This window comes from Streptomyces composti, from assembly GCF_012034205.1.
GTDB classification, from domain to species: domain Bacteria; phylum Actinomycetota; class Actinomycetes; order Streptomycetales; family Streptomycetaceae; genus Streptomyces; species Streptomyces composti.
The window spans coordinates 73,693-99,286 of the sequence record NZ_JAATEM010000017.1 but is presented as its reverse complement, the minus strand read 5'-3'; the positions used below and the strand labels follow the sequence as shown (position 1 = coordinate 99,286).

Here is a 25,594-nt window from a genome sequence, read left to right as displayed (position 1 = left end):
GATGCGAAACACCGGCGCTCTGGCGTCCGACGTGCGACGGCGCATCGAGGCGCAGCTCGCGGACGACGTGCCCTGGAACCGGGTGCTCAACTCCATCTGCACCGAACCCCATCCACTGGCCGTGGAGATGGCGTCCCGCGCGGCGCACACCAACCTCGGCGATGTGCGCATCTTCCGCGGCACCAAGCGGATCGAGCGCGAGGTGGTGCGGCTGCTGCTGGAACTCCTCGGCAATCCCGGGGGCTCGGGAAGCCTGGTCTCCGGCGGCACCGAGGCCAACCTGATCGCGATGCTGGTGGCCCGCGAGACCGCGCGCGCCCGGGGCAGGCTGACCGAGCGGCCCGAGGTGGTCGTCAGCAGCACCGTGCACTTCTCCTTCACCAAGGTCTTCCACCTGCTGGGGCTGACCCCGGTGGTGGTGCCGGTCGACGACGACCTGCGGATGCCGGCGAAGGAGACCGCGCGGCGCATCGGAGAACACACCGTGGCGGTCGTGGCGACCGCCGGCAGCAGCGAGTTCGGGGTGGTCGACGCGGTCGACGAGATCGGGCCCGTGGTGGCCGGACGGGGCGTGCACCTGCATGTGGACGCCGCCACCGGCGGCTTCATCATCCCCTTCGCCCGCGAACTCGGCCACGACCTGCCGCAGTTCGACTTCACCGTCGAGGGCGTCGACTCCATCACCATCGACCCGCACAAGTACGGGCTGGCCAACGTGCCCGCCGGAGCCGTCCTGTTCCGGGGCGCCGAGGACGCCGGGCGCTTCTCGGTCGACTCCTTCTTCGTCGACACGCCCGTGCACCACACCCTGCTCGGCACCCGGCCGGGCGCCGCCGCGGTGTCGGTCTACGCGGTGCTGGAACACCTCGGCCGGGACGGCTTCCGCGACATCACCCGCACCAACTTCGAGGTGACCCGGTACCTGGTGGACTCGCTGCGCGCCGCCGGGTACGAGCTGTTCGCCGAGCCGCAGCTGAACATCGTGGTGGTCAGACTGCCGCACGCGGCGCGCATCTCGCAGCTTCTGGAGTCCCGCGGCTGGATCGTCTCCACCTCCAAGCGGTTCGGGGAGACCCTGCGCCTGGTCGTCACCCGGCACGTCACCCGGGAGACGGTCGACGAGTTCCTGCCGGCGCTGCAGCAGGCGTGCCAGGACGTCACGGCCGAGGCGGCGGTCTCATGAGCCTGTTCCGCGGTCCCCGCACCCGGCTCGCCGCCCTGCAGATGCGGATCGAGCCGGGTCGGCGGGAGGAGAACCTGGCCCGTGCCGCCAAGCTGCTGTCCACCGCCCGGGAACGCGAGGCCGACCTGGCGTGCCTGCCCGCCACGTTCGCCACCGGCCTCAACTTCCCCACCCTGCGCGGCGACGCCACGGCCGAGGACGGCCCGGTGGTGGAGTTCCTCGCCGAGCAGGCCCGCACCCTCGGTATGCACATCGCGGCGGGCGTGCTGCTCGCCCAGGGCCGGGACATCTACGACGCCGCCGTCCTGATCGGCCCGGGCGGCGACCCGCTCGGCTGGTACCGCAGGGCCTGCGTCTGGGAGGGTGAGGCCGAGTACGTGTCCACCGGCTCGCCCCGCCCGGTGATCGACACACCCGTCGGCCGCATCGGCCTGCTGGTCAGCTACGACCTGCGCTTCCCGGAGGCGAGCCGGCACTACCTGGTCCAGGACGCCGACCTCCTGGTCTGCGTGGCCAACCTCTTCGGGCCGTTCTCCCACCCGGTGCGCTCCATCTGCCGGGCCCGGGCCGCCGACACCGAGTGTGCGCTGGTGTTCGCCAGCGGCGTCGGCGAGAACCGCTTCGCCGGCATGACCTACACCGGCCGCAGCATGATCGTCGACGGCCTGGTGCAGGACGTGCAGCAGGACCCGGAGGCGGATGTCCTCGCCGAGGCGGGACCCGACGCCCACGAGACCGTCCTGCACGCCGACATCCACCTCAGACAGCGGCGCAAGACCCGCGCCGGTCTGCCGTTCCACGACGACGTCCGCGCGCTGTGGACCACGACCCACGGGAGCCGCGACCGATGAGGACCAGAGCGACCCGCATGCGGCCGGAGAACAGCTGGCTCGGTGACGTGCTCGGCCTGGTCGCCATCGACATGCGGCAGTTCTTCGACAACCGCCTCTTCGCCGTGTCGACGCTGCTGACCTCGGTGTCGATGGTGCTGGCCTTCGGCGCGGCCACCGACCAGATGGTGAGCCCGGACCCCTCGGCGGCCAACTACTTCGGCTTCGTCTTCCCCGGGATCATCGGCGCGGGCATCATGTTCAGCTGCACCTACACCGTCGGCTACACGGTCATCATCGACCGCAACCGGCGCACCATCGAGGACCTGATCCTCTCGCCCCTGTCGTACTCGGGGTTCCTGCTCGCCCGGATCGTCGGCGTGGTGCTCAAGTGCCTGTTCCAGTTCGTGCTGGTGCTGGTGCTCGGCCTCGGGGTCTTCGACGCCGAGGTCCACTCGCTGCCGCTGTTCGTGCTGGGCTTCTTCACCGCCTGCACGGCCTTCGCCGGACTCGGCATCCTCATCGCCACCTACACCAACGAGATCTCCTTCCCCGCGGTGGTGAACATCATCGTCATCCCGCTGATGTACTTCGCCGGGATCTTCTTCCCGCTGGACAACCTCGGGGCGCTGGGGGACGTCTTCGACAAGCTCCCGCTCTCGGTGCACGTCGACATCTTCCGCGCCGCCACCTCACCCGATCTCGGCGCCACCGCCGCGTCGGTGCTGGCGGTGGCCTACTCCTTCCTCGCCCTCGGCATCGCCGCCTTCGCCTTCCGCAGGAGGATCGGCCATGGCTGACACCCCGCGCGCCGGCACCCCCGTGCTGTCGGTCTCCCGGCTCGACCACCGGGTGGGCCCCGGCTTCGCCCTGCGCTCCATCGGCTTCACCGTGGCGGCGGGCCAGGGCGTGGCCATCATCGGCACCAACGGCGCCGGCAAGACCACCCTGATCCGGCTGGTGGCCGGCCTGCTGCGCCCGGACGGCGGCGAGATCCGCATCTGCGGCACCCCGCCCCGCCGATGGGGGCAGGTCAGCCGCCACATCGGCTACGTCCAGCAGGCCAAGGACCTGCCGGACGGCGTCACCGTCGAGACCTACCTCAGGCACCAGCTCAAGCTGCGGAGGGCCGGCCCCGGCCGCTACGAGGAGCTGCTCGCGCTGGCCGACCTGGAGCAGTACCGCGACCGGTACGTACGCAGCCTCTCCGGTGGCAGCCAGCGCAAGCTGCACGTCATCAGCGCCGTCGCGCACCGCCCCGACCTGCTGATCCTCGACGAGCCCACCACCGGCCTGGACCCCACCGCGCGCGAGACGCTGCTCGAGCTGCTGCGCAGCCTGAAGAAGGACGGCGTCGGCGTGCTGTTCGCCAGCCACCACCGCGACGAACTTCTCGCCCTGGCCGACTCGGTGGTCGCGCTGCACCAGGGCCGCCAGCTCCAGGACGCCTCCCTGGAGACCGTCACCCGGTGGGGAGAACGCTCCAGCCTCGTCCTGGAGGCCTTCACCGAGTCCGATCTCGCGCGGCTGCGCGCCTGGGCGCGGCAGCAGACCACGGACGGCGGCACGGGAGGCCCGGTGCGGGCCGTCGCCCCCGCCGAGAACGGCGTCAAGCTCGACCTGTCCGGCGGCGACCACCGGTCCACCCTGGCGGAGCTGGTGTCCCGTGCCCATGCCGCCGGCCTGGCGCTGCGCTCCGCAGCCTACTTCCAGCCCACCCTCGCCGATGTCGTCCGCTCCCTCGTCGGCCGAGCCGAACCGGAGGACCACGCATGAGCATCAGCACCACGACCACCAGCATGCCGTTCTGGAAGGAGTACCCGGAGCGGGACAACGAGTGGGTGCGGCAGTACCCCACCAAGCACGTCCCGGTGACCGAGGAGGAGGTCTTCGCCTCCCGGCCGATGGGCGTCTACGTCCACATCCCCTTCTGCAACCGGCTCTGCTTCAGCTGCCCCTACATCAAGCACCAGACCGACCGCGACCTGACCCGCACCTACCTCGAGGCGCTGAAGAAGGAGATCACCAACTACGCCGGGCGGCCCTACATCCAGGACCACGTCATCACCCTCGGCTACATCGGCGGCGGCACCCCGACCGCGCTCACCGCCACCCAGCTCGACGACCTGCTCGGGCACCTCTTCGGCAGCCTCAACGTCGAGGAGGGCGCGGACTTCTCCATCGAGAGCACCCCCGTCGACATCACCGAGCGCAAGGCCAAGGTGCTGCTGGAGCGCGGGGTGCGGCGCATCAGCCTCGGCGTGCAGACCTTCGTCGCGGAGGAGCTGAAGAACCTCGGCCGCCCCAACGACCCGGAGATGCTCAAGGAGAGCATCCGGCTGCTGCGCCGCTGCGGCTTCGAGAACATCAACATCGACCTGATGCACGGCATCAACGGCCAGACGATGGAGAGCTGGGAGTACAGCCTGGACGTCGCCATCGAGCTCGGCGTCACCTGCATCTCCTTCTACACGTACATGGAGTTCGCGCAGGTCTCCACCAAGCGCCGCAAGCTGCCGCCGGTCCCCGAGAAGGCCGTGGTCGACGAGATGTTCCTGTTCGCCGCGGAGAAGCTCACCAAGGCCGGCTACCTGGGCTACTACGGCGACTGCTTCGCCAAGCCCGGCTGCCAGCCCAAGTACGGCGAGACCTCGTGGAGCGAGGACGTGCCGATCATCCCGCTGGGCCCCACCGCCACGGGGCATCTGCGCGACCACTGGTACTTCAACGAGCCCGACATCGGCCGCTACATCCAGACCGTGATGGAGGGCAGGCTGCCGATCTCCATGGGCAAGCACATCACCAGGTCCGAGGCGATCCGCCGCTCCATGGTGCTCGGCGTCAAGGCCGGCCGGGTCCGCCGCGACACCTTCCGCCGGCTGCACGGCGTCGACTTCATGGAGATGTTCCGCGCCGAGATCGACGACCTGGTCGACAAGGGCCTGATCACCGCCGACGAGGACGGCATCACGGTGACCGGCCCCAAGGGCTGGTACTACCTCGACAACATCTCCAAGGCCTTCTACTCGCCGGAGTACCGGCGCTACCCGCAGCACCTGGGCGCGGACATCTCCAGCTTCATCGCCCGGCAGCCCGTGCCCGTCCAGATCACCACGCGTCCCACCACCGAGGAGGCCGGCTGTGGCCACTGACACCCGACTGCTCGACCTGGCCGAACGCGTCCCGATCCCCTCGCCGCACGACGACATCGACAAGGTGCGGCTGTACGACCTCGGCATGCGCCGCTCCGCCCTGATGGCCTACAAGCGGCCGACCGAGCGCATCCTCGCCCAGGTCCAGGACGACATGACCGACCTGGTCGAGGTCGGCTTCAACACCGGGCTGCTCTCCCTGCACGTGGCCGGCAAACTGCCCGACCTGGCCGTCTCCGGGGTGGAGGAGAACCAGAACCTGGTCGATGTCGCCGAGGACAACCTGACGCTCGCGGTGTGGGCGAACAGCGCGGGCGACGTCGAGTTCGAGATGGCCAAGCTGCACCGGATGCCGTTCCCGGACGACTCCGCCGACATCGTCTTCTCCTTCTCCTCGCTGCACCGCTGGCGCCGGCCGGTGGAGACGCTCAAGGAGTGCGCCCGCATCTGCAAGCCCGGCGGCGTGGTGATCATCGAGGACATGAACCGGCACGCCGAGGAGGGGCACATCACCTTCATCCTCCAGTTCGTCAAGGAGGGCGGCGAGGAGTTCATGCGGTCGCTGCAGGCCGCCTACACCCGCGACGAGGTGGCCGACCTGCTCAAGGAGGCCGGCCTGGAGGACTGGCAGGTCGCCGAGGAGGATCTCGGCCTGGTGATCTCCTCGCGTTCCCTGGAGCAGGTGAGTGAGTGATGGCCGCGACGAGGATCGCCGTCGTCCAGATGGAGTCGAAGCTCGGCAAGCCGCAGCAGAACCTGCGCCGGGCCGAGCGGTACATCCAGCAGGCCGCAGAGCAGGGCGCCCACCTGATCTGCCTGCCCGAGGCGTTCTCCACCTCCGGGAACATCCTCGAGGTCGCCGAGGTGTCGGTGCCGATCCCCGGCCCGGAGACCGAGTTCCTCTGCGAGCAGGCGAAGCAGACCGGCACCCACATCGCCGCGGGCCTGCTGGAGCGGGGCGAGAACGGCACGTACTACAGCACCTCCGTGCTGTGCGGACCCGAGGGCACCCTGCTCGGCCGCTACCGGCGGGTCCACCTGCACGAACTGGAGGCCCGCTACCTCACCGGCGGCACGGAGTACCCCGTCTTCGACACCGGTTTCGGACGCATCGGCCTGATGCAGGGCTACGACATCAACTTCCCGGAGACGGCACGGGAGTACTGCCTGCGCGGCGTCGACGTCATCGTCTGCTCCGCGCTGGTGCCCGACATGTTCGCCTACGTGGCCAACCTGCGGCTGCCGGTCCGGGCCGTGGACGCCGAGTGCGTCATCGCCTTCGCCTCCGGCATCGGCCACAACCTGTACGCCGGGTTCAGCTACATGGGGTGCAGCCAGATCCTGGCCGACCCGCTGTTCCTGGAGGCGGAGCGCTTCGACTTCGTCGACGGTGACGAACGCATGACCGACCTCGGCAAGGAGGCGGGCGTCGGCGTCGCCGAGATCGACCTGGACCGCATGCGCCGCTACCGCACCAAGGCCACCCTGACCGGCGATCTGCGGCCGGCGACGTACTGGCAGTTCGAGCGGGAGTGAAGGCCCATGCGTGTACTGCTCATCTCCACCAACAAGATCCGGGTGCCGCGGCCGGCGCTGCCCATCGGCATGGCCTACATCAGCGCCGCGCTCAAGCACGCCGGCCACCAGGTCGACGTCCTGGACCTGCTCTGGGAGTCCCGCGAGCTCAAGGCGGTCCGGGAGCGGCTGACCGCCGAGCGGTACGACGTGGTCGGCATCGCCGTGCGGAACCTGGACAACCTCACCTTCATCGACCCGGTCTTCTTCGGCCCGATGACCGAGAAGATCGTCCAGTGCGTGCGCAAGTACACCGACGCCACGGTCGTCCTCGGCGGCTCCGGCTTCTCCGTGGAGCCGCTGTCGTTCTTCGAGTACGCCCAGCCCGACTACGGCATCGCCGGTGAGGGCGAGGCCGGGGTCGTCCAGCTGATGGACTACCTGGAGCACGGCGGCGACCTGGAGTCGATCCCGGGGCTGTGCTACCTCGACGAGCAGGGCAGGTTCTGCCAGAACCCGTCCAGCTCCGCCTTCGACCTGCGCGCCCTGGAGCCGGACCGGACCGTCTACGACCCGCGGTACTTCGAGGAGGGCGTCTCCGCCGCCTCCGACCTCACCCGGGACCACCAGCCGGCCATCGAGACCCTGCAGACCAAGCGCGGCTGCAAGCTGTTCTGCTCCTACTGCATCATCCGCAAGACCGAGGGCAAGGGCGACCGGTTCAAGGAGCCGGCCGAGGTCGTCGCCGAGATCCAGCGGGCCATGGCGGAGAACCCGGCCGTGCAGGAGTTCGAGATCGTCGACGCCACCTTCAACTACCCGATGGAGTACGCCGCCGAGGTGTGCGAGGAGATGATCCGCGCCGGCCTCGACGTGCCGTGGTACTGCCAGCTCACCCCGAACGCGGTCACCCCGGAGTTCGTGAAGCTGCTCCACGCGGCCGGCTGCATCCGGGTCGACCTCGGCACCGACGCGCTCACCGACGAGGCCCTGGCCGACCTGATGAAGGGCTTCGACATGGCCCGCGTCCTCGAGGTGGACCGGCTGTTCACCGCCAGTCCCATCGAACACACCCACTGCATCTTCCTCGGCGGGCCGGGGGAGACCCCGCAGGCGCTGCGGGAGTCGATCCGCTTCACCGAGAAGTACCTCAACCCGGCCCAGATCTACGCCAACCTCGGCATCCGCATCCTCAGCGGCACCAAGCTGCAGAAGCAGGCGATCAAGGCCGGCATCCTGACGGAGGACCAGGGCACCTTCGTCCCCGCCTTCTATGTGGAGCCCGCGATCCTCGCCGACCGCGACACTCTCGACTACGTCCGCGACGCCTACCTCAGCCACCGCAACTGGTACCTGTGGTGGGGCCTGCGCGGCCAGAACCTCTACGACCGGGCCCGGCACACCATCCAGCTGGTGGCCGACATGCAGCAGGAGTACGAGTACGTGATGCAGGGCAAGCCGCGCCTGGAGCGGGCACCGAAGAAGAAGACGGCCACCCGGCCGCTCCCCATCACGATCGGAGCCTCGTGATGGACGTCGCCAAGGCCGCGGACGACCTGTCCGCCGCGCTCGCCGCCCGCGCCGACCCGGAGTTCGCGGCCCGTATGCAGCGGTACTTCCCGCACGAGATCCAGGCCCTCGGCGTCGCCAACGCCGCGGTCGTGGAGATCGCCGGCGGATACTTCCGCGACCGCCCCGGCGTCCCCGCCGCCGAACGGCTGCTGCTCGCCGATGAACTGCTGGCCCGCGCCCGGCACCACGAAGAGGTGCTGCTCGGCTTCGCCGTGCTCCACAAGGTCGCCCGCCGGGGTCTCGGCCCCGAGCTGCTCGACCGCTGCGAGCACTGGCTGGAGAAGTACGTGTCCAACTGGGCACAGTGCGACGACCTGTGCCTGAAGCTGCTGTACCCGTACTTCCTCGGCCACCTGGAGCTGATCGGACGCACCCGCGACTGGACCGGCGCGCACTCCCCCTGGGCCAGGCGCGCCGCCAATGTGGCCGTGGTGAAGTTCGTCCGCCGCAAGGTCGGCCGCGTCGTCCACGAACTGCCGCTGGAGCACGTCTTCGGCAACTGCGAGCGGCTGATGCACGACGACCATCCCTCTGTGCAGAAGGGCTGCGGCTGGCTGCTCAAGGTCACCGCCGAGGTCCACCCCGACGAGGTGGCCGAGTTCCTGCGCACCTGGCACACCGAGATGCCCCGCGACACCTTCCGGTACGCGGTGGAGAAGATGGACCCGCGGCTGCGCCGGTCCTTGATGGCACTGGGACAGAGGTGACGCGATGAGCGAGACCGGCCGCTATGTCCACCGGCGCGGCATCCACTGCGAGTCGGCCTGCCAGTGCGCGCTGCTCGCGGCGGGCGGACACCGGGTGGACGAGGAGATCGTGTTCGGCCTGGACGGAGGCTTCGGCTTCTCCTACTTCCCGGCGAACGGCAACGCCCCGGACATCGTCGTCGGCAAGCAGGCCGTCCTGCCGCTTCGTGCGGCCCGGCTGATGGGCGTCGAGGTCACCGCGCACACCCCCAAGTCCGCCGCGGGTCTCGCCGGGCTGCTGCGGTCGGCGCCGGCCGTGCTGACCCGGGTGGACCTCGGGCTGCTCCCGCACTGGGGCCTGGACGGGCGGTCCTCCTTCGGCGGCTACTTCGTCAATGTGGTCCGCGACCTCGGCGACGCCTTCGAGGTGTCCGACCCGGCCTTCGACGACCCCGTCACAGTCCCCGCGGACGCCCTGCAGGCCGCCCGCTCCAGCCGCAACTCCCCGCCGCTCGACCCGGACTGGAAGGTCTACGTCTTCGGCACACCCCGCCGGACCCCGCAGCTGGACAAGGTCGGCCCGGTCGCCGTCCGCACGATGTGCCGCGAGATCCTCCGGCCCGGAAGCCGCAACCTCGGGATCGCCGGCATGAAGCAGCTCGCCGCCACCGCGCCGTCCTGGCCCGAAACCAAGCGGGGCGAGGCCGAGGACGTGGACCTGACCGGACGGGTGGTGCACACCGACGCGCTGGCCCGGCAACTGCTGCACCTGGGACGGCAGATCGAGTCCTTCGGCACCGGGGGCGGACTCTTCCGGCCGATGACCGCCCGCTTCCTGGCCCGGCTGGCCGAGGCCACCGGCGAGGAACGCTACGCCGAGGCCGCCGGACAGTTCTCCGACAGCGGCCGGCTCTGGTCCGAGCTGGGCTCCGCCCTGCTGACGGCGGGCGGCCACACCGCCCGCGACGACCTGAAGACGCTGGTGGACGCCGTGGCCGACACCGCACGGTCCGCGTCGGCCGCCGAGAAGCGGGCGCTCACCGCGCTCACCACCCTGTAGACGCGAGGTCCCCCGAGATGCCCACCGAGGACGAGTCCATCCTGCTCCAGGGCCCCGGACGCTGGAACGAACACGCCCGCAGGCGCCGCGCCCAGGGCCCCTTCCGCCCCGATCTGCGCAAGGCGATGCTGCACGGCGCCGATCTGCAGGGCGCCGAACTCGCCGGCGCCGACTTCACCGGCGCCGTGCTCACCGAGGCGTATCTGATCTCCGCCGACCTGCGGGACGCCGACCTCGAGGGCGCCGACCTGTGCGAGGCGTACCTCATCCTGGCCGAGCTGAACGGCTGCCGGCTCGTGGGCGCCAACCTGGACGGCGCCGATCTCAGCGGTGCCGATCTGACCGGCGCCGAGCTGGACCCCTCCTTCGACCGCTCCTCGGTGATCTCGGACTACCTCACGATCTGGCCAAGCGAAAGGAGCTCCTCATGATCGTTCTGGGCTACAACGGGTTCGCCAGGTCGGCGGAGATCTTCGGGCGCCTCTTCCGGGCCACCGGCATCGACCGGCATCTGCTGTACGGGCACGACTCCTCGGCCGCCCTGGTGGTCGACGGGGAGCTGGTGGCCGCCGTCGAGGAGGAGCGGCTCAACCGGGAGAAGAAGACGTCCGAGTACCCGGTCGACGCGATGCGCTGGTGCCTGGAGTCGGCCGGGCTCACCTTCGACGACGTCGACGTCTTCGCCTTCTCCTGGCGCTTCTCCGACGACGTGATCGACCGGATGATCGCCGAGATCACCGAGGACCGGCAGGCCACGGCGGAGCAGAAGTTCGCCCGCCTGGAACGCCTCGCCCAGACGCACCGGGCGCTGTTCAGCCAGGACGCCACCGAGGCCGACTTCCTGGAGTACACCGGTCACCGGCTGGACCCCGGCAAGCTGGTCCGGGTCCCGCACCACATCGCCCATCTGATGACCGGCTACCACCTGGCGGGCGGCGGGGACGCGGCGTTCCTGGTGAGCGACGGCCGCGCCGAGTGGCTGTCGTCGATCATGGGCGAGGTGCGCGACGGCGAGGTGAAGGTCTTCGACGACCTGACCGTCGACTCGCGGCACTCCCTGGCGATGCTCTTCTCGGTGGTGACCCGCTACCTCGGCTTCGTCCCCAACAACGACGAGTACAAGGTGATGGGCCTGGCCGGCTACGCCCCGCCGCCCGAGCCCAACCCGTTCCTGACCGACGTGGTGGAGACCCGCCCGGACGGCACCTACCGCATCCCCTACCCGGCCAACGCCGTCCCCGCCTACTACGAGCTGTTCGACCGCGTCTTCGGCGGCGGCCCCGAGCTCAGGGAGGACTTCGGCTACCGGGTCCGCGTGGCGAGCGCCGCCCAGCACATGCTGGAGACGCTCACCGCCGGCCAGATCCGCACCCTTCAGGCCCGCAGCGACCTGCCGCGCGTGGTCTTCGAGGGCGGACTCGCCCTGAACTGCGTCAACAACACCAAGCTGCTGGAGCGGTCCCGCTTCACCGACATGGACGTCAGCTTCGGCGCCAGCGACGTCGGCGTGGCCATCGGCGCGGCCCTGTACGCCAGCAGCCAGGCCGGCACCAAGCCCCGCATCGAGGCGACCCCCTACCTCGGCCCCTCCTACGGCCGTGAGGAGATCCTCGCGGCCCTCCAGGAGTTCGCGGACCAGGTGGTCTGGCGCGAGCTGGAGCCCGCGGACGTGCCGGGCGAGGCGGCGTGGCTGATGCGGCAGCGGTGCGTGATCGGCTGGTTCCAGGGACGCATGGAGTACGGGCCGCGGGCGCTGGGCAACCGCAGCATCCTGGCCAACCCGAGCTTCCCCGACATCAAGGACATCATCAACGAGCGCATCAAGCACCGCGAGCAGTTCCGGCCCTTCGCCCCGGTGGTCCTCGAGCACGTCGCGCCCGAGGTCTTCGAGATGGGCAAGAAGAAGTCCTCGCCCTACATGACCTTCGTGGTCCCGGTGCGACCCGGGTACCGCGAGAAGATCCAGGGCGCCTGCCATGTCGACGGCACCTCGCGGATCCAGACCGTCACCGAGCAGAGCAATCCGCTGCTGGCCGAGCTGCTCACCCGGTTCACCGAGCTGACCGGAATTCCCTGCCTGATCAACACCTCGTTCAACGTCGCCGGGGAACCCATCGTCTGCTCTCCCTCCGACGCCCTGTCCTGCTACCTCAAGACGGAGATGGATCATTTGTTCCTGGGGAACTTCCTGGTGTCGCGACGGGGGAGCGAGTGAGTGCCGGGTGAGCCCCGAGTGACTCCCTTTCCGATCTTGGCTGTCCGCAATTTCCCTTGCGCCTGTTGCGCTACGCTCTACCGCGAACGAAGGGAGACGCAGCCAAGTGTCGCTGTTAGAGGAGCACCCGTTCGTCGGTAACCACTGCGAGTCGACCACCCTGGTGAATCTGCTGCGGCAGCGGGACATCGACCTGTCGGAGTCGTTCGTCTTCGGGCTCGCCGGTGGTTTGTCCTTCATCTACTGGCGGACGAAGCAGATGCCGACGCCGTTCGTCGGCGGTCGCATCAAGCCGGACACGCTGTCCGAGAATCTCGCTGACGCGCTCGGCCTGCGGCTGTCGGTGCACGAGACGTCCTCGGCCAGGCGGGCGAAGGAGCATCTGCTGGCGGAGCTCGGCTCCGGAAATGTCGTCGGCCTCAAACTGGACCGCTATCTGCTCGACTACTCCACCGACGACTTCCGGTTCGCGGCGCACTATGTGGCCTGCGTGGGACACGAGGACGACCGTTTCGCCCTGGTGGAAACCAAGCCGCTCGGCCTGAAATGGGCGTCGGGCGAATCACTCGCGGCCGCGCGCGACCCCCGGGGCCCGATGAGTTCCCGCAATCGTGCCTTCACCCTGGAACCCCGGGGGGACGGCCTTCCCGATCTCGGGGAAGCCGCCCGCAAAGGCATCAGGGCGTCCGCGCAGAACATTCTGAATCCGCCGATCTCCAACTTCGGGTTCAAGGGAATGCACAAGGTCGCCGATCTGATGCCGCAGTGGCTCGACGACCTCGAATCCCCGGAAACCTCTCTGCCCGAGATTTCCACGATCATGGAGGACGCGGGGACCGGCGGGGGCCTGTTCCGCATGATGTGGGCGGAGTTCCTGGCGGAGACGGCCGAACTCACCGGCGTGGGCGAGTTCCAGGAGATCTCGGACGCCTACCGCGGGGTGTCGAAGAAGTGGACCGATGTGGCAGGCCTGGTGCGCGAGGCCGGGGCCACCTCCTCGCGGGAGTGCCTGCACAGCGCCTCGGCGATGGTGCACGAGGCCGCGGAGGAGGAGCGGCATCTGATGCAGCGCCTGCTTCAGCTGACGCGCTGAATGCCCTCCCGGCCCGAGCCGCTCCTCAGCCCATGGCCGTCCCGCCGAGCGAGCGGGCCGTCACCTTCTCCAGGTGCCGGGTGAACACCTCCCGGGCGTCGGGCGTGAGCGTGCGCAGGGCGATCAGGGCGGTGAGGGCCACATCGCACAGCTCGGAGTGCACGTCCTCCCAGGTGTGGGTGGTGCCCTTGCGCGGGTTCTGCCCCGTGACCCCCACCACCGCCTGGGCCACCTCGCCGACCTCCTCGGACAGCTTCAGGATGCACAGCAGCGGGTCCTCCCGGCTGCCGACCGCGCGGTGGCGGTCCAGCCAGGTGTGCAGATCCTCGACGGCGTCCCAGAGGCCGGGCGTGTGTCCGCTCATGGCACACAGGGTGGCAGACCCCACTGACAACGCCCGGCCCTTGCCTGTTCCCCGTCCGCCCGTCCCGCGGGCCTACTCCTCGAAGAGCGTCTGCTGCTCGCCCTCCCTGGCCTTGCGCAGCCGCTTGGCGCGGGCGCCGATCACCAGCGCCGTGGCCGCCGCGGTCACCCCGAAGGCCGCCGGAAGCATCCAGTTGCGGTCCAGGACGTGGCCGAGGGCGTGGTCCAGGGAGAGGCGGCCCGCCCCGGTGATGGCGAGACCGGCCGCGGTCAGGCCGAGGGTGGCGGCGTACTCGTAGCCGCCCTCCTGGGCGAAGAAGCCGTTCGGGGTGTGCACGGCTGCCGCGCCCGCCATCGCCCCGGCCGCGGCCGCGCCCGCCGCGGGGGTGGCCAGACCGAGCGCGAGGAGCGCGCCGCCGCCCGTCTCCGCCAGGCCCGCGGCGGTCGCGCTCGGTTTGCCCGGTGAGTAGCCGACGGTCTCCATGAACTGGCCGGTGCCCTCGATGCCGTGCCCGCCGAACCAGCCGAACAGCTTCTGCGTGCCATGGGCCATCAGCACGCCGCCCGCCCCGAGGCGCAGCAGCAACAGGCCCGCATCGCGCCGGCCGGGGCCGGAGTCGTGTCGCTCGCAAAAGATCACAGTCGCTCTCCCGGGGCAGGCGGCCGGCACACGGCGGCCGGAGCGGTCGCTTCGCCGCGACCACCGTCGCATCCCCGCCCCGGCGAGGCCCGTCGCCGGACGCCGTTCGGGTGGCCCCTGGTGGCGGGACCGGACGAACGGTACGACGCTGACGGACATGACCATTCAGACCACTCGCCTCAGCGACCCGGCTGTCCGCGCCTTCGTCACCGCCGTCAACAACCACGACCGCGAGGGCTTCATGGCGCTGCTCGCGCCCGGGGCCACCATGGCCGACGACGGCACCGAGCGGAATCTCACCGACTGGGTCGACCGCGAGATCTTCTCCTCCAACGGCCACATGGACGTCGAGCGCGAGTCCGACAACGGCCGCACGCTGCTCGTCGGCTACCGCAACGACACCTGGGGGGAGATGCGCACCCGGTGGTCCTTCGAGGTGACCGACGACGGCCGGATCTCCCGCTTCGAGACCGGCCAGGCCTGACACGGCAGCCGTTCCGCGCCCCGGTGCGTACCCGCGGTCCCGCGCGGGTCCACCCCCACCCGATGGCGTGGAACGGCTGCCGCCTCCCCCCTGGACATGGCCTGTGCAGGCTCCGGCGAAGCCCCACCCTCCAAGTGTGAAGCTTTTGTGGAGAGAAGTTGAGCATACGGCCTTCGCCGGGGGCAATGGTGCGGCAGCAACCAATCCGCTTGTGCAGAAGGCGCGTGCACGCAGAACGGGACCCCGTCCGCACGCAGAACGGGATCCCGTCCGCACGCAGAGCGGGACCCCGTCAGGACCGCACGGCGGTGAGCCTCAGCCCCGCCCCACGTACGGCATGGTCGTCGCCAGCACCGTCGCGAACTGCACGTTCGCCTCGAGGGGAAGCTCCGCCATGTGCCGCACCGTGCGGGCCACATCGGCGACGTCCATCACCGGCTCCGGCACGACCTCCCCGCTCGCCTGCAGCACCCCCGAGGCCATCGCCTTCGTCATGTCCGTCGCCGCGTTGCCGATGTCGATCTGGCCCACCGCGATCCGGTACGGCCGCCCGTCCAGCGACAGCGACTTGGTCAGGCCGGTCAGCGCGTGCTTGGTGGCGGTGTAGGCGACCGAGTGCGGGCGCGGCGCGTGCGCCGAGATCGAGCCGTTGTTGATGATCCGGCCGCCCTGCGGGCGCTGCTCCTTCATCTGCCGGTAGGCCGCCTGGGCGCACAGGAACGCGCCGTTGAGGTTGGTGTCCACCACGTGCCGCCAGGCGTCGTAGGACAGGTCCTCCACCGGCACCCCGCCGGGACCGAACGTCCCCGCGTTGTTGAACAGCAGGTCCACCCGCCCGAAGCGCTCCACCGTGGCCGCGAACAGGGCGGCCACGTCGTCCGGTTGCGAGACGTCGGTGCGGACCGCGAGGGCGGTGCCCTCCGGGACGAGCGCGGCCGTCTCCTCCAGCGTCCCGGTGCGGCGGCCCGCAAGGGCCACCGACCACCCCGCCCGCAGCAGCTCCGCCGCCACCGCCCGGCCGATCCCGGAACCCGCCCCGGTCACCACGGCGATCCGCCGCTCCCCGGTCGTGCCGCCCGTCATCGCGCCCGCCTCTCCTCGCTGTCTCTCCCACCGCTCGCCGCCCCGGCTCCGCCGCCGGTCCGAACGGTGCTCATGACCTCGCAGCGTACGTGCGGGGACCGCGGCCGGACGCTCACGCCGGCGTGACCACCGGCCCCTGAGCCCCCTCAGCCCCCTGGGCTTCCCGCACGGGGCGCTCGCCCGGGTAGCGGACGCCGATGCGGTCGCGGACCGTGTCGAGGGTCCGCATCACCGCGAGGGTGCCGTCCAGCGGCACCAGCGGCGACTCGGTCTCCCCGGCCCGCAGTGCGCGCATCACCTCCGCCGCCTCGTGGCGCAGGCTGGCCCGCGGCCCGTCGGCCGGGTCGGCCGTGAACTCCTCGGTGTCCCGGCCGTCCCGGTGCAGCACGAAGCGGTCCGGGTAGTAGAAGCCGTACGGCACGTCGATGCGGCCCCGGGAGCCGGTCACCGACGCCTGCGTCGCCGTGCCGCCGACGATGGAGCAGTGCACCGAGGCCAGCGCGCCGCTGTCGTAGCAGAGCAGCGCCCCGGTCTGCAGGTCCACGCCCTCGTCCGAGAGCACCGCCCGCGCCGCCACGTCCGAGGGCTCGCCGAGCAGCAGGTGCGCGAACGACACCGGGTACACGCCGAGATCCAGCAGCGCGCCCCCGCCCAGCTCGGGGTCCCGCAGCCGGTGCGAGGGCGGGAAGGGGCCCGCCAGCCCGAAGTCCGCCTGCACACTGCGCACCTCGCCGATCGCCCCGTCGTCCACGAGCGCCTTCAGCCGGCGGATCAGGGGATTGCAGTACATCCACATCGCCTCCATCAGGAAGCGCCCCTGCTCCCGCGCCAGCGCCACCAGCTCCTCCGCCTCGCGCAGATTCAGCGTGAACGGCTTCTCGCAGAGCACGTTCCGCCCGTTCTCCAGGCACAGCCCGGCCGCCTGGCGGTGTGCCGTGTGCGGGGTGGCCACGTACACGACGTCGACGTCCTCGTCCCGCGCCAGCGACGCCCAGTCGCCGTAGGCCCGCCCGATGCCGAACCGCTCGGCGAACGCCCGCGCCGAGTCCTGCGAGCGCGAGGCGACCGCCACGACCTCCGCGTCGGGAAGATCGACGAGATCCGCCGTGAACGTCGCGGCCATCCCCCCGGTCGCGAGGATTCCCCAGCGCACCTTCTGCCCTGTCATCCGTCCCACCCCTGCTGTGTCATCGGCCACGTGTACGAGCTGAGAGCATAGGGACCGCACGATGCGAAGAGGGAGGGGCCACATGCCCGAGGGTGGGGCGTCCACGGCCGGCTCGGCGGGGAGACCGGCAAAAGCGGGCGGGGGAGGAGGACCGGGGGGCGCGGCGCGCCGCACCGGACTGTTCGTCACGCTCGTCCTCGGCGGGCTGACCGCCACGCCCCCGCTGGCGATGGACATGTACCTCCCGGCGCTCCCGGAGGTCACCCGGTCCCTGCACGCGCCCGCCGCCACCGTTCAGCTCACCCTCACCGCCTGCCTGGCCGGCATGGCGCTCGGGCAGCTGGTCGTCGGCCCGATGAGCGACCGCTGGGGACGCCGCCGCCCGCTGCTCGCCGGCCTCGCGGTGTATGTCGTCGCCACCGTGCTGTGCGCCGTCGCGCCGACGGTTCAGCTGCTGACGGTCTGCCGGCTGGTGCAGGGACTCGCGGGCGCGGCCGGCATCGTCATCGCCCGCGCCGTGGTCCGCGACCTGTACGACGGCGTGGCCATGGCCCGCTTCTTCTCCACCCTGATGCTGATCTCCGGCATGGCCCCGATCGTGGCGCCGCTGATCGGCGGGCAGATCCTGCGGGTGACCGACTGGCGGGGCGTGTTCGTGGTCCTCGCCGTGGTCGGCGCGCTGCTCGGCCTCGTGGTGTGGGCTCGGCTCCCGGAGACCCTGGCGCCCGGCGACCGGCACGCCGGCGGGGCGGGGGAGGCGCTCGGCGCGATGCGCCGGCTGCTCGCCGACCGCGCCTTCACCGGCTATCTGCTCGCCGGCGGCTTCGCCTTCGCCGCCCTCTTCGCCTACATCGCGGCCTCGCCGTTCGTCGTCCAGGAGATCCACGGCGCCTCCCCGCAGACGTTCAGCCTGCTGTTCGGGCTGAACGCGGTCGGCCTGGTGACCGTGGGCCAGGTCAACGGCAGGATCCTGGTCGGCCGGGTCCGCCTGGACCGGGTGCTGGCCGTCGGCCTCACCGTCGTCGTCCTCGCCGCGACCGCGCTGCTGCTGCTCTCGCTCGGCGTCTTCGGCTTCACGGGGCTGTTCCCGGTGGCCGCCGCGCTGTTCGTGCTGATGTCCGCGATGGGCATCACCCTGCCCAACACCCAGGCGCTCGCCCTGATGCGGGTGCGGCACGGCGCGGGCTCGGCCTCCGCGCTGCTCGGCACCTCGTCCTTCCTGATCGGTGCGATCGCCTCGCCGCTGGTGGGGATCGCCGGCGAGGACACCGCCGTGCCGATGGCCGTGGTGCAGCTCGGCGCCGCGCTGGTCGCGACCGTCTGCTTCCTGGGGCTGTGCCGGCCCTGGCGGACCCGGCAGGAGGAGACGGGGCAGGACGGACGGCACGACGGCACACAGGACGGCCTGCGCGACGAGACCGTGAGGGCAGAACGCTGAGCGCCCCGAAACTGCGCCACAGCTCACCGGAACGGGCCGGGCTCGACCCCGCGGGACTGCGCCGCCTCGCCGGTCATGTGCGCGCCCTCACCACCGGGGACGACCCCTGGACGGCGGGCGCCGTGGTGATCGCCGGACGCGGACCGGTGATCGCCCTGGAGGAGGCGTCGGGCTGGGCCGTGCGCTGTGCCGGCTGGGACGAGCGCACCGGCACCGCGGTGGAACTCCCGCCGGCCGAGCGCGTCCCGGCCACCGTGGACACCCCGTTCGACCTGGCCTCCGTGACCAAGCTGTTCACCTCGGTCGCCGCCGTGCAGCAGTTGGAGCGGGGCACCCTCGGCATCGACGCCCGCGTCGGCGCCTACCTGCCGGACTTCACCGGCGCGGGCCGGCACGGCATCACCGTGCGGCAGCTGCTCACCCACACCTCCGGGCTCCGCCCCGAACTGCCGCTGTACGACTGCGCCGACGACGCCGAGCGGCTGGACATGCTGCGCGCGGAGGAACCGGTGACGGCGCCCGGCACGTACTGCTACTCCGACCTGAACATGCTGCTGCTCCAGCAGGTGCTGCAGCGCATCACCGGCCGCGCCCTCGACACCCTGGTCCACGACGGCATCACCCGCCCGCTCGGCATGACGTCGACCGGCTTCGGCCCCTGCCCCGGCGCGGCGGCCACCGAGGACCAGCGCACGCCGTGGGCCAAGGCGGACCGGGGCATGCTGCGGGGCGAGGTGCACGACGAGAACGCCTGGGCGCTGGGCGGCGTCGCGGGCCACGCCGGGCTGTTCTCCACGGCCCGGGACCTCGCGGTCTTCTGCCGCGCCCTGCTGGCCGGCGGCGCCTACGGCCCCGCCCGCATCCTCGGCCCCGACTACGTGGACCTGCTGTTCGCCCCGCCCGGCCTGGGCTTCGCCCTGGACCAGCCCTGGTTCATGGGCGAACTCGCCGGCCGCGGGGCCGCGGGCCACTGCGGCTTCACCGGAACGTGCCTGATCCTGGACCGGGCCACGGACACCTTCCTCGTCCTGCTGGCCAACACGGTCCACCCCCGCCGCCGCAGGGCGGACAACGCCCCGAGGGCCACCGCGGCGACGCTCCTCGCCAGGTCGATCCTCCCGGGACGGGGGCGCGGAGCAGGGGGAGGGGTCTCCTAGAATCTCCGGGTGAACGCCGCCGACGACCTCCGCTCCGCCCTGGCCGGCCTGCTGGACGGGCTCCCGCCGCGCCAGGCCGCCCGGGCCGTCGAGCGGCTGATCTCCGCCTACCGCGGCGCCACCCCCACCCACGCGCCGATCCTGCGCGACCGCGCCGACGTCGCGGCCTACGCGGCCTACCGGATGCCCGCCACCTTCGAGGCGGTGCACCAGGCGCTGACGGCGTTCGCCGGGGCCGTGCCGGACTGGACACCGGGCAGCCACACCGACCTCGGCGGCGGCACCGGCGCCGCCGCCTGGGCGGTCACCGCCACCTGGCCCGGCGAACGCCCGGTGACCGTGCTCGACTGGGCCGAGCCCGCGCTCGCTCTCGGCCGTGAACTGGCCGGAGCCAATCCGGCCCTGGGCAGGGCCGAGTGGCGCCGCGACCGCATCGGCCCCGGCCTCGTCCTCGAGCCCGTGGACCTGGTCACCGTCTCCTACGTGCTCAACGAGCTGACCGCCCCCGACCGCGCCGCCCTCGTCGACACCGCCGCCGAGGCGGCCGGGGCCGTGGTGATCGTCGAGCCCGGCACCCCCGACGGCTACGCCCGCGTCATCGAGGCCCGCGACCGCCTGATCGCCGCCGGCTTCCGCATCGCCGCCCCCTGCCCGCACAGCGCCGTCTGCCCCGTCGTGCCCGGCACCGACTGGTGCCACTTCTCGGCCAGGGTCAGCCGTTCCTCGCTGCACCGCCAGATCAAGGGCGGCTCGCTCGCGTACGAGGACGAGAAGTTCAGCTACGTCGCCGCCACCCGGCACCCGGCCGTACCGGCCCCCGCCCGGGTGGTGCGCAGGCCGCAGATCCGCAAGGGCCAGGTCCTGCTCGACCTGTGCGAGACCGAGCCGAGCCTGCGCCGCGCCACGATCACCAAGCGCCACGGGGACGTCTACCGGGCGGCCCGGGACACCGGCTGGGGCGACCCGTGGCCCCCGGCCGGTCACTGACGGCCCGGCTGCCGCCCGGCTCGGTGACCGCTCACTCCCGCACCTCCTGATCCGTGTCCCTCCGCGCGGCCCGCTGTGCGCGGTCCGCGCGCTGCTGCTGCAGCCTGCGCAGCAGTTCCCGCTTCTGGGCCTGCGGGTCGAGCCCGCCCCCGATGCGGCCGCCGCGCTCCCCTCCGCGCAGTGCCTTGCGCCCGAGGTGCTGCCGGGTGCCCCCGACTCCCAGCATGTTTCCGGCTCCGCCACGCGTCATGGCGTTCTCCCTTCCGCCCGGACGTCCCCGGACGCTCCCCGCGGTGTGGTGTGACGAGACGGTTCGTCTCGTACGCTGGCCTCACCACTGTCGGCGAGACGCACCGTCTTGTCAACCTGATAGATTCGGCTGCATGGCCAGCAAGGAGTCCACGCCCGACGTCTCACGCCGCAGCGAGCGCTCCCGCCGCGCGATCTTCGACGCCGCCCTCGCCCTCGTCGGCGAGGTCGGCTACCCCAAGACCACCGTCGAGGGCATCGCCGCCCGCGCCGGCGTGGGGAAGCAGACGATCTACCGCTGGTGGCGGTCGAAGGCCGACGTGCTGCTCGACGCCTTCCTGGACCTGAGCGAGCAGGCCGCCGAGGCCGCCGGGCAGGCGCCGTACGCGATCCCGGACACCGGCGATCTCGCCGCCGACCTCAAGGGCGTCCTGCGGGCCACGGTGGACGAGCTGCAGGACCCCGCCTTCGCCGCGCCCTCCCGCGCCCTGGCTGCCGAGGGCGTGGTCAACGAGGAGCTGGGCCGCCGCTTCGTGGCCAGGCTGCTGCTGCCGCAGCTGGAGCTCTACGCCGACCGCCTGCGCTCCGCCCAGCGGGCCGGGCAGGTCCGCGCCGACATCGATCCGCGCATCGCCCTGGAACTGTTCGTCTCCCCGCTCGCCCAGCGCTGGCTGCAGCACACCGGCCCGATCAGCTACGAGTACACCGACACCCTGGTCGACTACGCCCTGAACGGACTGGCCCCCCGCTGAGGAGGTCGAACGCCCCGGCCCCGGCCGAGGAGCCCGGACAGCCCGGATCCCCGGCCGGGGAATGATCCCCCCTCGTCCCACCTGGGCAGTTTGTGGGCTCCGGGCCCCCGATGCGCACGATGGTGGGACCATAGGGCATGCTGGACCGCACGACGGCGAGGGGACAGAGGCGAGGGGATAGATGAGCGCGGACTTCCAGGGCCGGACCGGCCGGCAGGGCAAACTCTCCCGGTGGCTGCGAGGACGCCGCCCGAAGCAGGCCGCCGACGACGGCGGCCGTGAGACCCTGCTGCTCGCCGCCGCCGCCGTGGGTCTGCCGCTCGCACCCGCCGCCCACCCCGTCGGATACCGCTGCTCCTGCGACCGCGTGGGCTGTCCCACCCCGGCCCGGCACCCGGTGTCCTTCGCCTGGCAGACGCAGTCGACCACCGACCGCGCCCAGATCGAACGCTGGGCCCGCCATCAGCCGCAGGCCAACTTCATCACCGCGACCGGCATGGTGCACGACGTCCTCGACGTGCCCCACGTGGCCGGTCGCGAGGCTTTGGAGCACCTGCTCGCCGCCGGGGTCGAGGTCGGCCCGGTCGCCGAGAGCGACGATGGACGGATGTTCTTCTTCACCCTCACCCGGGGCACCCCCGAGGACGAGGACGAGTGGTGGCCCTGCGAGCTGGACTGCCACCCGGAGACCATGGACGAGCACCCCGGCCTGCGCTGGCACTGCCGGGGTTCCTACGTTCTGGTCCCCCCGGCCCGCCTCCCCGGCGACGACGGCCCCTCGGTCCGCTGGATCCGCGGCCCCGAGCACAAGCTGCCGGACCCGTTGACCATCCTGGAGTTCCTCACCGACTCCTGCGCCCGGCACGCCGAGGCCTTCTCCGACTCCGCGGGCACGGCCTGGCCCCTGCGTCACCACTGACGGCACCCGGCACCCCCCGGGGGGGGGCGCTGCTACTCGCCCTTCGCGGACACCAGCCCCTGGATGCGCCCCAGGACCTCCACCGCACCGTCGCCCGCCGGGTCCAGCGCGACCTCGTTCGAGATGAACTGCATGGTCAGCGACTGGCGGATCTCCCCGGTGGTCAGCGCCAGCACGTCCTTGTTGGGCGTGGGCACCGTCGCCCCCGCGGCGGCCGTCTGCTTCTCGAAGTGCCGCGTGGTGAAGAACACCAGCGCGCCGCCGTCCTCGGTGCGCAGCGCCAGCGGCCGGTAGTCCCCGCCCGTCACCGGCTCGTCGAGGTACTGGGTGGCCAGCCCCGGCCGCTCCGACCGCTTCTTCCGCAGCGCCCGCCAGGCACTGGTGTGCGGGCCCACCGCGAACGCGTCCCCGCCGTCCTTCAGGTACGTGGCGTACTTCTGGCTCAGCTCCTCCGGCGCCACCGCCACATCGGTGGCGTTCGCCGGCACCGCCTCCGCCCAGCCGTCCTCGTCCGTCCTGAACCGCGGTATCTCGTCCGGGTCGACCAGCGTCAGATAGGCGACCTGCCACGGCTCGTCCAGCGAGTCGCGGGTGAACACCAGCAGCCAGCGGGCCTCGCCGCCCTTGTTCCCGGCCGCGTCGGCGAGGAACCAGCGGGGCCAGCCGGCCTTCTTCGGGATGGTGAACTTCGCGTCGGTCAGCTTCAGCGGCGTGTGCGAGGGGTTGCCCTCGGGGTTGTTGGCCTTCCCGGCGGTCAGCCGCGCCTTGTCGATGTCGCCGAGCGCCCCGGTGGTGTACGTGGCGTCCAGGGAGCTGTCGTACGCCTCATCGGCCTTGTTGTAGGCGGTGGTGAACTGCCGCAGCGCCTTCGCGGCCTCGCCGCGCGTGGCCGCCGGAAGCACCTCGCGTTCGCCGTGCACCACCACACAACCGCTGGTGGCCACCGACAAGGCGGCCACCAGCAGCACGCACTTCTCAAACCTGCGGTGCCTGCGGAGCCTTCGAAGGCCGAGATCCCTGCTCATCCGGTTCCTTCACCTTCCCCTTCCCGGAGGCGAACCCTACCGGGGAGGGGAAAAGGGCGAGCGCCGGGATCGGGTAGAGCAGCCACACCGTGACCTGGAGCACGGTCGGGCCGGGCTGGAAGGTGAACTCGCCCTTCAGCAGCGTGCCGTACCAGCTGTCCGGCGGGACGGCGCCGCTGATGTCGAAGGCACGGTTCGTCAGGCCGGGCAGCGGGTCGGCCTCCTGCAGGTCGTGGAATCCGTAGGCCGGGACGCCCGCCGCCACGACCGGCATGGCGCCGGTCCGGGTGAAGAACCGGGCCGGGTCGGTCCGCAGCGCCCGAAGGAAGGTGAGGCCGACACAGCGAGGGAACTCCCGGTCGGTACCCGGGCGTTCCGTGAGCCCGCTTTCATGGACGGTGCAGGGGAGCGCGCCGATCACAGTGGCTCACCACGCACGCCATGTGTCGGTCAAGGAGAGGTCGGTCAGGGGCAAGGAGGCGTCAAGGGCCCAGGGGGCGCCCTCCGGCCGATCTCGCCTCCCGGTCTGCGGACACGATGCTTGAATGCCCCCGTGACTGACTACGACGTGCTCCGCGTCTTCTGCGGGCCCCGGGGCGGCTACGGCAATGAACTCGGCGTCGTGCGCGACGGTTCCGTCGTGCCCGGGCGGGACCAGCGGCAGGAGCTCGCGGCGAAGCTCGGCTTCAGCGAGACCGTGTTCGTCGACGACCCCGAGCGCGGGATCATCGACATCTACACCCCGGCCGGGCGGCTGCCCTTCGCCGGACACCCCTGCGTCGGCACGGCCTGGCTGATCGACGTGCCCGAACTCGTCACGCCCGCCGGGGTGGTGGGCGCCCGGCAGGACGGGGAGTTCTGCTGGATCGAGGCCCGCGCGGAGTGGGTGCCGCCGCGCACGCTGCGCCAGTACGCCACCGCGGCCGAGGTCGACGACCTGCCCGTGCCGCCGAAGGGGGAGTGGATCTACGCCTGGGCGTGGGAGGACGAACCGGCCGGCCGTGTCCGGGCCCGCGCCTTCCCCGGCCGCGACGACGGCATCGACGAGGACGAGGCGACCGGCGCGGCGGCACTGCTGCTCACCCACCGGCTGGGCCGGGCCCTCAACATCACCCAGGGCTCCGGTTCGCAGATCCTCACCGCGCCGCAGCCGGAGGGGTGGGTGGAGGTCGGCGGACGCGTCGTCCTCGAGAGGTAGTCGCCGCCGAGAGGCAGTCGTTGCCGTGAGGCGCCGTGACCGCCGCTCACGCCGAGAGCGGGAACTCCTCGCCCAGTGCCCGGAACACCCCGGTGTTCAGCCCGAACGCGGCTTTGCACTCACTGACGATCCGCTGCTTCTCCAGGTCGTCCGCCGGCAGCGCGTCCAGCAGCCCCCGGTACATCCGCTTGAAGGCGGCCGGGTTGGCGATGTCCTCGAAGACGTAGAAGCGGACTCCGTCGCCCTTCCTGGCGAAGCCCCAGGTCCTCTCCGCCTTGTCGCGGATGATCTGGCCGCCGGACAGATCGCCCAGGTAGCGCGTGTAGTGGTGGGCGACATAGCCGCCCGGCCAGCGCTCGGCGCACTCGCGCACCCGGTCCGCGTACGCCCGGGTCGCCGGCAGGGCGGACAGCGACTCCCGCCAGCCGGGGCCGCGCAGATGCTCCAGGTCCCGCTCCAGCGAGGCCAGGCGCATCAGCTCCGGCCGGATGAACGGGCCCGCCACCGGATCCGCCGCAAGCCGCGCCGCGGACGCCTCCAGCGCCTCGTACACGAACCACAGCTGCTCGGTGTAACGGGCGAACGCGTCGACGCCGAGCCGCCCGCCGAGCAGGTCGCTCATGAACGTCGAGGTCTCGGCCTCCACGTGCTGCTCATGGGACGCGGTGCGGATGAGCGTCGAGAAGGAGTCCATACACCGATCTTCTGTGGTTAGGCTTACCTAAGTCAATAGGTTTGCCGACGGTCTGTCGGCAAGAGCCTACCCACGCCGGACACCCGCAGCACCCGGATCAGGGCAGGAATCAGGGCAGAAACGGGGCAGGA

General features: G+C 71.5%; 27 protein-coding genes and 1 pseudogene. 20 read left to right on the top strand and 8 right to left on the bottom strand.

The window, feature by feature from the left end; all coding sequences use genetic code 11:
- Position 1: 1 nt before the first annotated feature.
- The 13 genes from mfnA to HCJ93_RS15770 all read left to right on the top strand — a co-directional run bounded on the left by mfnA (position 2) and on the right by HCJ93_RS15770 (position 13,306).
- Positions 2-1,183 carry a tyrosine decarboxylase MfnA gene (mfnA, locus tag HCJ93_RS15830; RefSeq protein ID WP_167996355.1) on the top strand — a complete coding sequence of 394 codons (1,182 nt, stop codon included), beginning with the start codon at positions 2-4 and terminating at the stop codon, positions 1,181-1,183.
- On the top strand, positions 1,180-2,034 hold the full coding sequence (locus tag HCJ93_RS15825; protein WP_167996354.1) for a carbon-nitrogen hydrolase family protein: 855 nt from the start codon (positions 1,180-1,182) through the stop codon (positions 2,032-2,034). Before mfnA ends, HCJ93_RS15825 begins: the two co-directional genes overlap by 4 nt.
- Positions 2,031-2,813 carry an ABC transporter permease gene (locus HCJ93_RS15820; protein WP_240967628.1) on the top strand — a complete coding sequence of 261 codons (783 nt, stop codon included), beginning with the start codon at positions 2,031-2,033 and terminating at the stop codon, positions 2,811-2,813. The genes HCJ93_RS15825 and HCJ93_RS15820 overlap by 4 nt, the downstream gene beginning before the upstream one ends.
- Entirely contained in the window at positions 2,806-3,789 is a 984-nt protein-coding gene (locus HCJ93_RS15815) for an ABC transporter ATP-binding protein (RefSeq protein WP_167996353.1), read from the top strand. Before HCJ93_RS15820 ends, HCJ93_RS15815 begins: the two co-directional genes overlap by 8 nt.
- Positions 3,786-5,165 carry a coproporphyrinogen-III oxidase family protein gene (locus HCJ93_RS15810; protein ID WP_167996352.1) on the top strand — a complete coding sequence of 460 codons (1,380 nt, stop codon included), beginning with the start codon at positions 3,786-3,788 and terminating at the stop codon, positions 5,163-5,165. Before HCJ93_RS15815 ends, HCJ93_RS15810 begins: the two co-directional genes overlap by 4 nt.
- Positions 5,155-5,859 carry a class I SAM-dependent methyltransferase gene (locus tag HCJ93_RS15805; protein ID WP_167996351.1) on the top strand — a complete coding sequence of 235 codons (705 nt, stop codon included), beginning with the start codon at positions 5,155-5,157 and terminating at the stop codon, positions 5,857-5,859. The genes HCJ93_RS15810 and HCJ93_RS15805 overlap by 11 nt, the downstream gene beginning before the upstream one ends.
- Positions 5,859-6,701, top strand: coding sequence for a carbon-nitrogen hydrolase family protein (locus tag HCJ93_RS15800; RefSeq protein ID WP_167996350.1), 843 nt, complete (start codon positions 5,859-5,861; stop codon positions 6,699-6,701). The genes HCJ93_RS15805 and HCJ93_RS15800 overlap by 1 nt, the downstream gene beginning before the upstream one ends.
- A gap of 6 nt (positions 6,702-6,707) precedes the next feature.
- Entirely contained in the window at positions 6,708-8,210 is a 1,503-nt protein-coding gene (locus HCJ93_RS15795) for a B12-binding domain-containing radical SAM protein (RefSeq protein ID WP_167996349.1), read from the top strand.
- On the top strand, positions 8,210-8,959 hold the full coding sequence (locus HCJ93_RS15790; protein ID WP_167996348.1) for a DNA alkylation repair protein: 750 nt from the start codon (positions 8,210-8,212) through the stop codon (positions 8,957-8,959). The genes HCJ93_RS15795 and HCJ93_RS15790 overlap by 1 nt, the downstream gene beginning before the upstream one ends.
- Before the next feature lie 4 nt (positions 8,960-8,963).
- A complete protein-coding gene (locus tag HCJ93_RS15785) occupies positions 8,964-9,998 on the top strand; it encodes a BtrH N-terminal domain-containing protein (RefSeq protein ID WP_167996347.1) in 1,035 nt (344 codons plus the stop codon).
- A gap of 17 nt (positions 9,999-10,015) precedes the next feature.
- On the top strand, positions 10,016-10,429 hold the full coding sequence (locus HCJ93_RS15780; RefSeq protein WP_167996346.1) for a pentapeptide repeat-containing protein: 414 nt from the start codon (positions 10,016-10,018) through the stop codon (positions 10,427-10,429).
- Complete coding sequence (locus HCJ93_RS15775) at positions 10,426-12,213, top strand: carbamoyltransferase family protein (RefSeq protein ID WP_167996345.1); 1,788 nt, start codon at positions 10,426-10,428, stop codon at positions 12,211-12,213. Before HCJ93_RS15780 ends, HCJ93_RS15775 begins: the two co-directional genes overlap by 4 nt.
- Before the next feature lie 106 nt (positions 12,214-12,319).
- Positions 12,320-13,306: a BtrH N-terminal domain-containing protein gene (locus HCJ93_RS15770; RefSeq protein ID WP_167996344.1), complete on the top strand. Its 987-nt coding sequence runs from the start codon at positions 12,320-12,322 to the stop codon at positions 13,304-13,306.
- Between the two features lie 25 nt (positions 13,307-13,331).
- On the opposite strand, the gene HCJ93_RS15765 is transcribed toward HCJ93_RS15770, so the two are convergent.
- Together HCJ93_RS15765 and HCJ93_RS15760 are read right to left on the bottom strand one after the other, a co-directional pair.
- On the bottom strand, positions 13,332-13,670 hold the full coding sequence (locus HCJ93_RS15765) for a MazG-like family protein (protein ID WP_167996343.1): 339 nt from the start codon (positions 13,668-13,670) through the stop codon (positions 13,332-13,334).
- A 72-nt stretch (positions 13,671-13,742) separates the two neighbouring features.
- A complete protein-coding gene (locus HCJ93_RS15760; RefSeq protein ID WP_309141414.1) occupies positions 13,743-14,309 on the bottom strand; it encodes a DoxX family protein in 567 nt (188 codons plus the stop codon).
- 157 nt (positions 14,310-14,466) lie between these two features.
- Here HCJ93_RS15760 and HCJ93_RS15755 point away from each other — a divergent pair, with 157 nt between their 5' ends.
- Positions 14,467-14,793, top strand: a complete 327-nt coding sequence (locus HCJ93_RS15755; RefSeq protein WP_167996341.1) for a nuclear transport factor 2 family protein — start codon at positions 14,467-14,469, stop codon at positions 14,791-14,793.
- Positions 14,794-15,108: 315 nt separating this feature from the next.
- On the opposite strand, the gene HCJ93_RS15750 is transcribed toward HCJ93_RS15755, so the two are convergent.
- Both HCJ93_RS15750 and HCJ93_RS15745 read right to left on the bottom strand, forming a co-directional pair.
- Positions 15,109-15,876 (bottom strand): SDR family oxidoreductase, encoded by a 768-nt coding sequence (locus HCJ93_RS15750; protein WP_167996340.1) that lies wholly within the window; start codon positions 15,874-15,876, stop codon positions 15,109-15,111.
- Between the two features lie 112 nt (positions 15,877-15,988).
- Complete coding sequence (locus HCJ93_RS15745) at positions 15,989-17,044, bottom strand: Gfo/Idh/MocA family protein (RefSeq protein WP_167996339.1); 1,056 nt, start codon at positions 17,042-17,044, stop codon at positions 15,989-15,991.
- A gap of 82 nt (positions 17,045-17,126) precedes the next feature.
- Between HCJ93_RS15745 and HCJ93_RS15740 the strand changes: the two genes are divergently transcribed.
- Genes HCJ93_RS15740 through HCJ93_RS15730 form a run of 3 tightly spaced genes read left to right on the top strand, consistent with a single transcriptional unit; the run spans position 17,127 to position 20,626 of the window.
- Positions 17,127-18,482, top strand: coding sequence for a multidrug effflux MFS transporter (locus HCJ93_RS15740; RefSeq protein WP_167996338.1), 1,356 nt, complete (start codon positions 17,127-17,129; stop codon positions 18,480-18,482).
- Complete coding sequence (locus tag HCJ93_RS15735) at positions 18,479-19,639, top strand: serine hydrolase domain-containing protein (RefSeq protein ID WP_206317495.1); 1,161 nt, start codon at positions 18,479-18,481, stop codon at positions 19,637-19,639. Before HCJ93_RS15740 ends, HCJ93_RS15735 begins: the two co-directional genes overlap by 4 nt.
- 9 nt (positions 19,640-19,648) lie before the next feature.
- Positions 19,649-20,626 carry a small ribosomal subunit Rsm22 family protein gene (locus tag HCJ93_RS15730; protein ID WP_167996336.1) on the top strand — a complete coding sequence of 326 codons (978 nt, stop codon included), beginning with the start codon at positions 19,649-19,651 and terminating at the stop codon, positions 20,624-20,626.
- 31 nt (positions 20,627-20,657) lie between these two features.
- Here the strand turns inward: HCJ93_RS15730 and HCJ93_RS15725 are convergent, their stop codons facing one another.
- The gene (locus tag HCJ93_RS15725; RefSeq protein ID WP_167996335.1) at positions 20,658-20,876 is read right to left on the bottom strand and encodes a DUF6243 family protein; all 219 of its coding nucleotides are present in this window, start codon (positions 20,874-20,876) and stop codon (positions 20,658-20,660) included.
- A 133-nt stretch (positions 20,877-21,009) separates the two neighbouring features.
- Between HCJ93_RS15725 and HCJ93_RS15720 the strand changes: the two genes are divergently transcribed.
- Together HCJ93_RS15720 and HCJ93_RS15715 are read left to right on the top strand one after the other, a co-directional pair.
- Positions 21,010-21,627 carry a TetR/AcrR family transcriptional regulator gene (locus HCJ93_RS15720; protein ID WP_167996334.1) on the top strand — a complete coding sequence of 206 codons (618 nt, stop codon included), beginning with the start codon at positions 21,010-21,012 and terminating at the stop codon, positions 21,625-21,627.
- A gap of 181 nt (positions 21,628-21,808) precedes the next feature.
- The gene (locus tag HCJ93_RS15715; RefSeq protein ID WP_167996333.1) at positions 21,809-22,546 is read left to right on the top strand and encodes a bifunctional DNA primase/polymerase; all 738 of its coding nucleotides are present in this window, start codon (positions 21,809-21,811) and stop codon (positions 22,544-22,546) included.
- Positions 22,547-22,578: 32 nt separating this feature from the next.
- On the opposite strand, the gene HCJ93_RS15710 is transcribed toward HCJ93_RS15715, so the two are convergent.
- Both HCJ93_RS15710 and HCJ93_RS15705 read right to left on the bottom strand, forming a co-directional pair.
- A complete protein-coding gene (locus HCJ93_RS15710; protein ID WP_167996332.1) occupies positions 22,579-23,571 on the bottom strand; it encodes an SCO2278 family lipoprotein in 993 nt (330 codons plus the stop codon).
- Positions 23,522-23,911: pseudogene (locus HCJ93_RS15705) on the bottom strand (FTR1 family protein); the annotation flags it as partial. The pseudogene HCJ93_RS15705 and the gene HCJ93_RS15710, both read right to left, overlap by 50 nt.
- 213 nt (positions 23,912-24,124) lie before the next feature.
- Here HCJ93_RS15705 and HCJ93_RS15700 point away from each other — a divergent pair.
- Entirely contained in the window at positions 24,125-24,769 is a 645-nt protein-coding gene (locus HCJ93_RS15700) for a PhzF family phenazine biosynthesis protein (protein ID WP_167996331.1), read from the top strand.
- A gap of 46 nt (positions 24,770-24,815) precedes the next feature.
- Here the strand turns inward: HCJ93_RS15700 and HCJ93_RS15695 are convergent, their stop codons facing one another.
- Positions 24,816-25,463 (bottom strand): biliverdin-producing heme oxygenase, encoded by a 648-nt coding sequence (locus tag HCJ93_RS15695; protein WP_167996330.1) that lies wholly within the window; start codon positions 25,461-25,463, stop codon positions 24,816-24,818.
- Between the last annotated feature and the right edge of the window lie 131 nt (positions 25,464-25,594).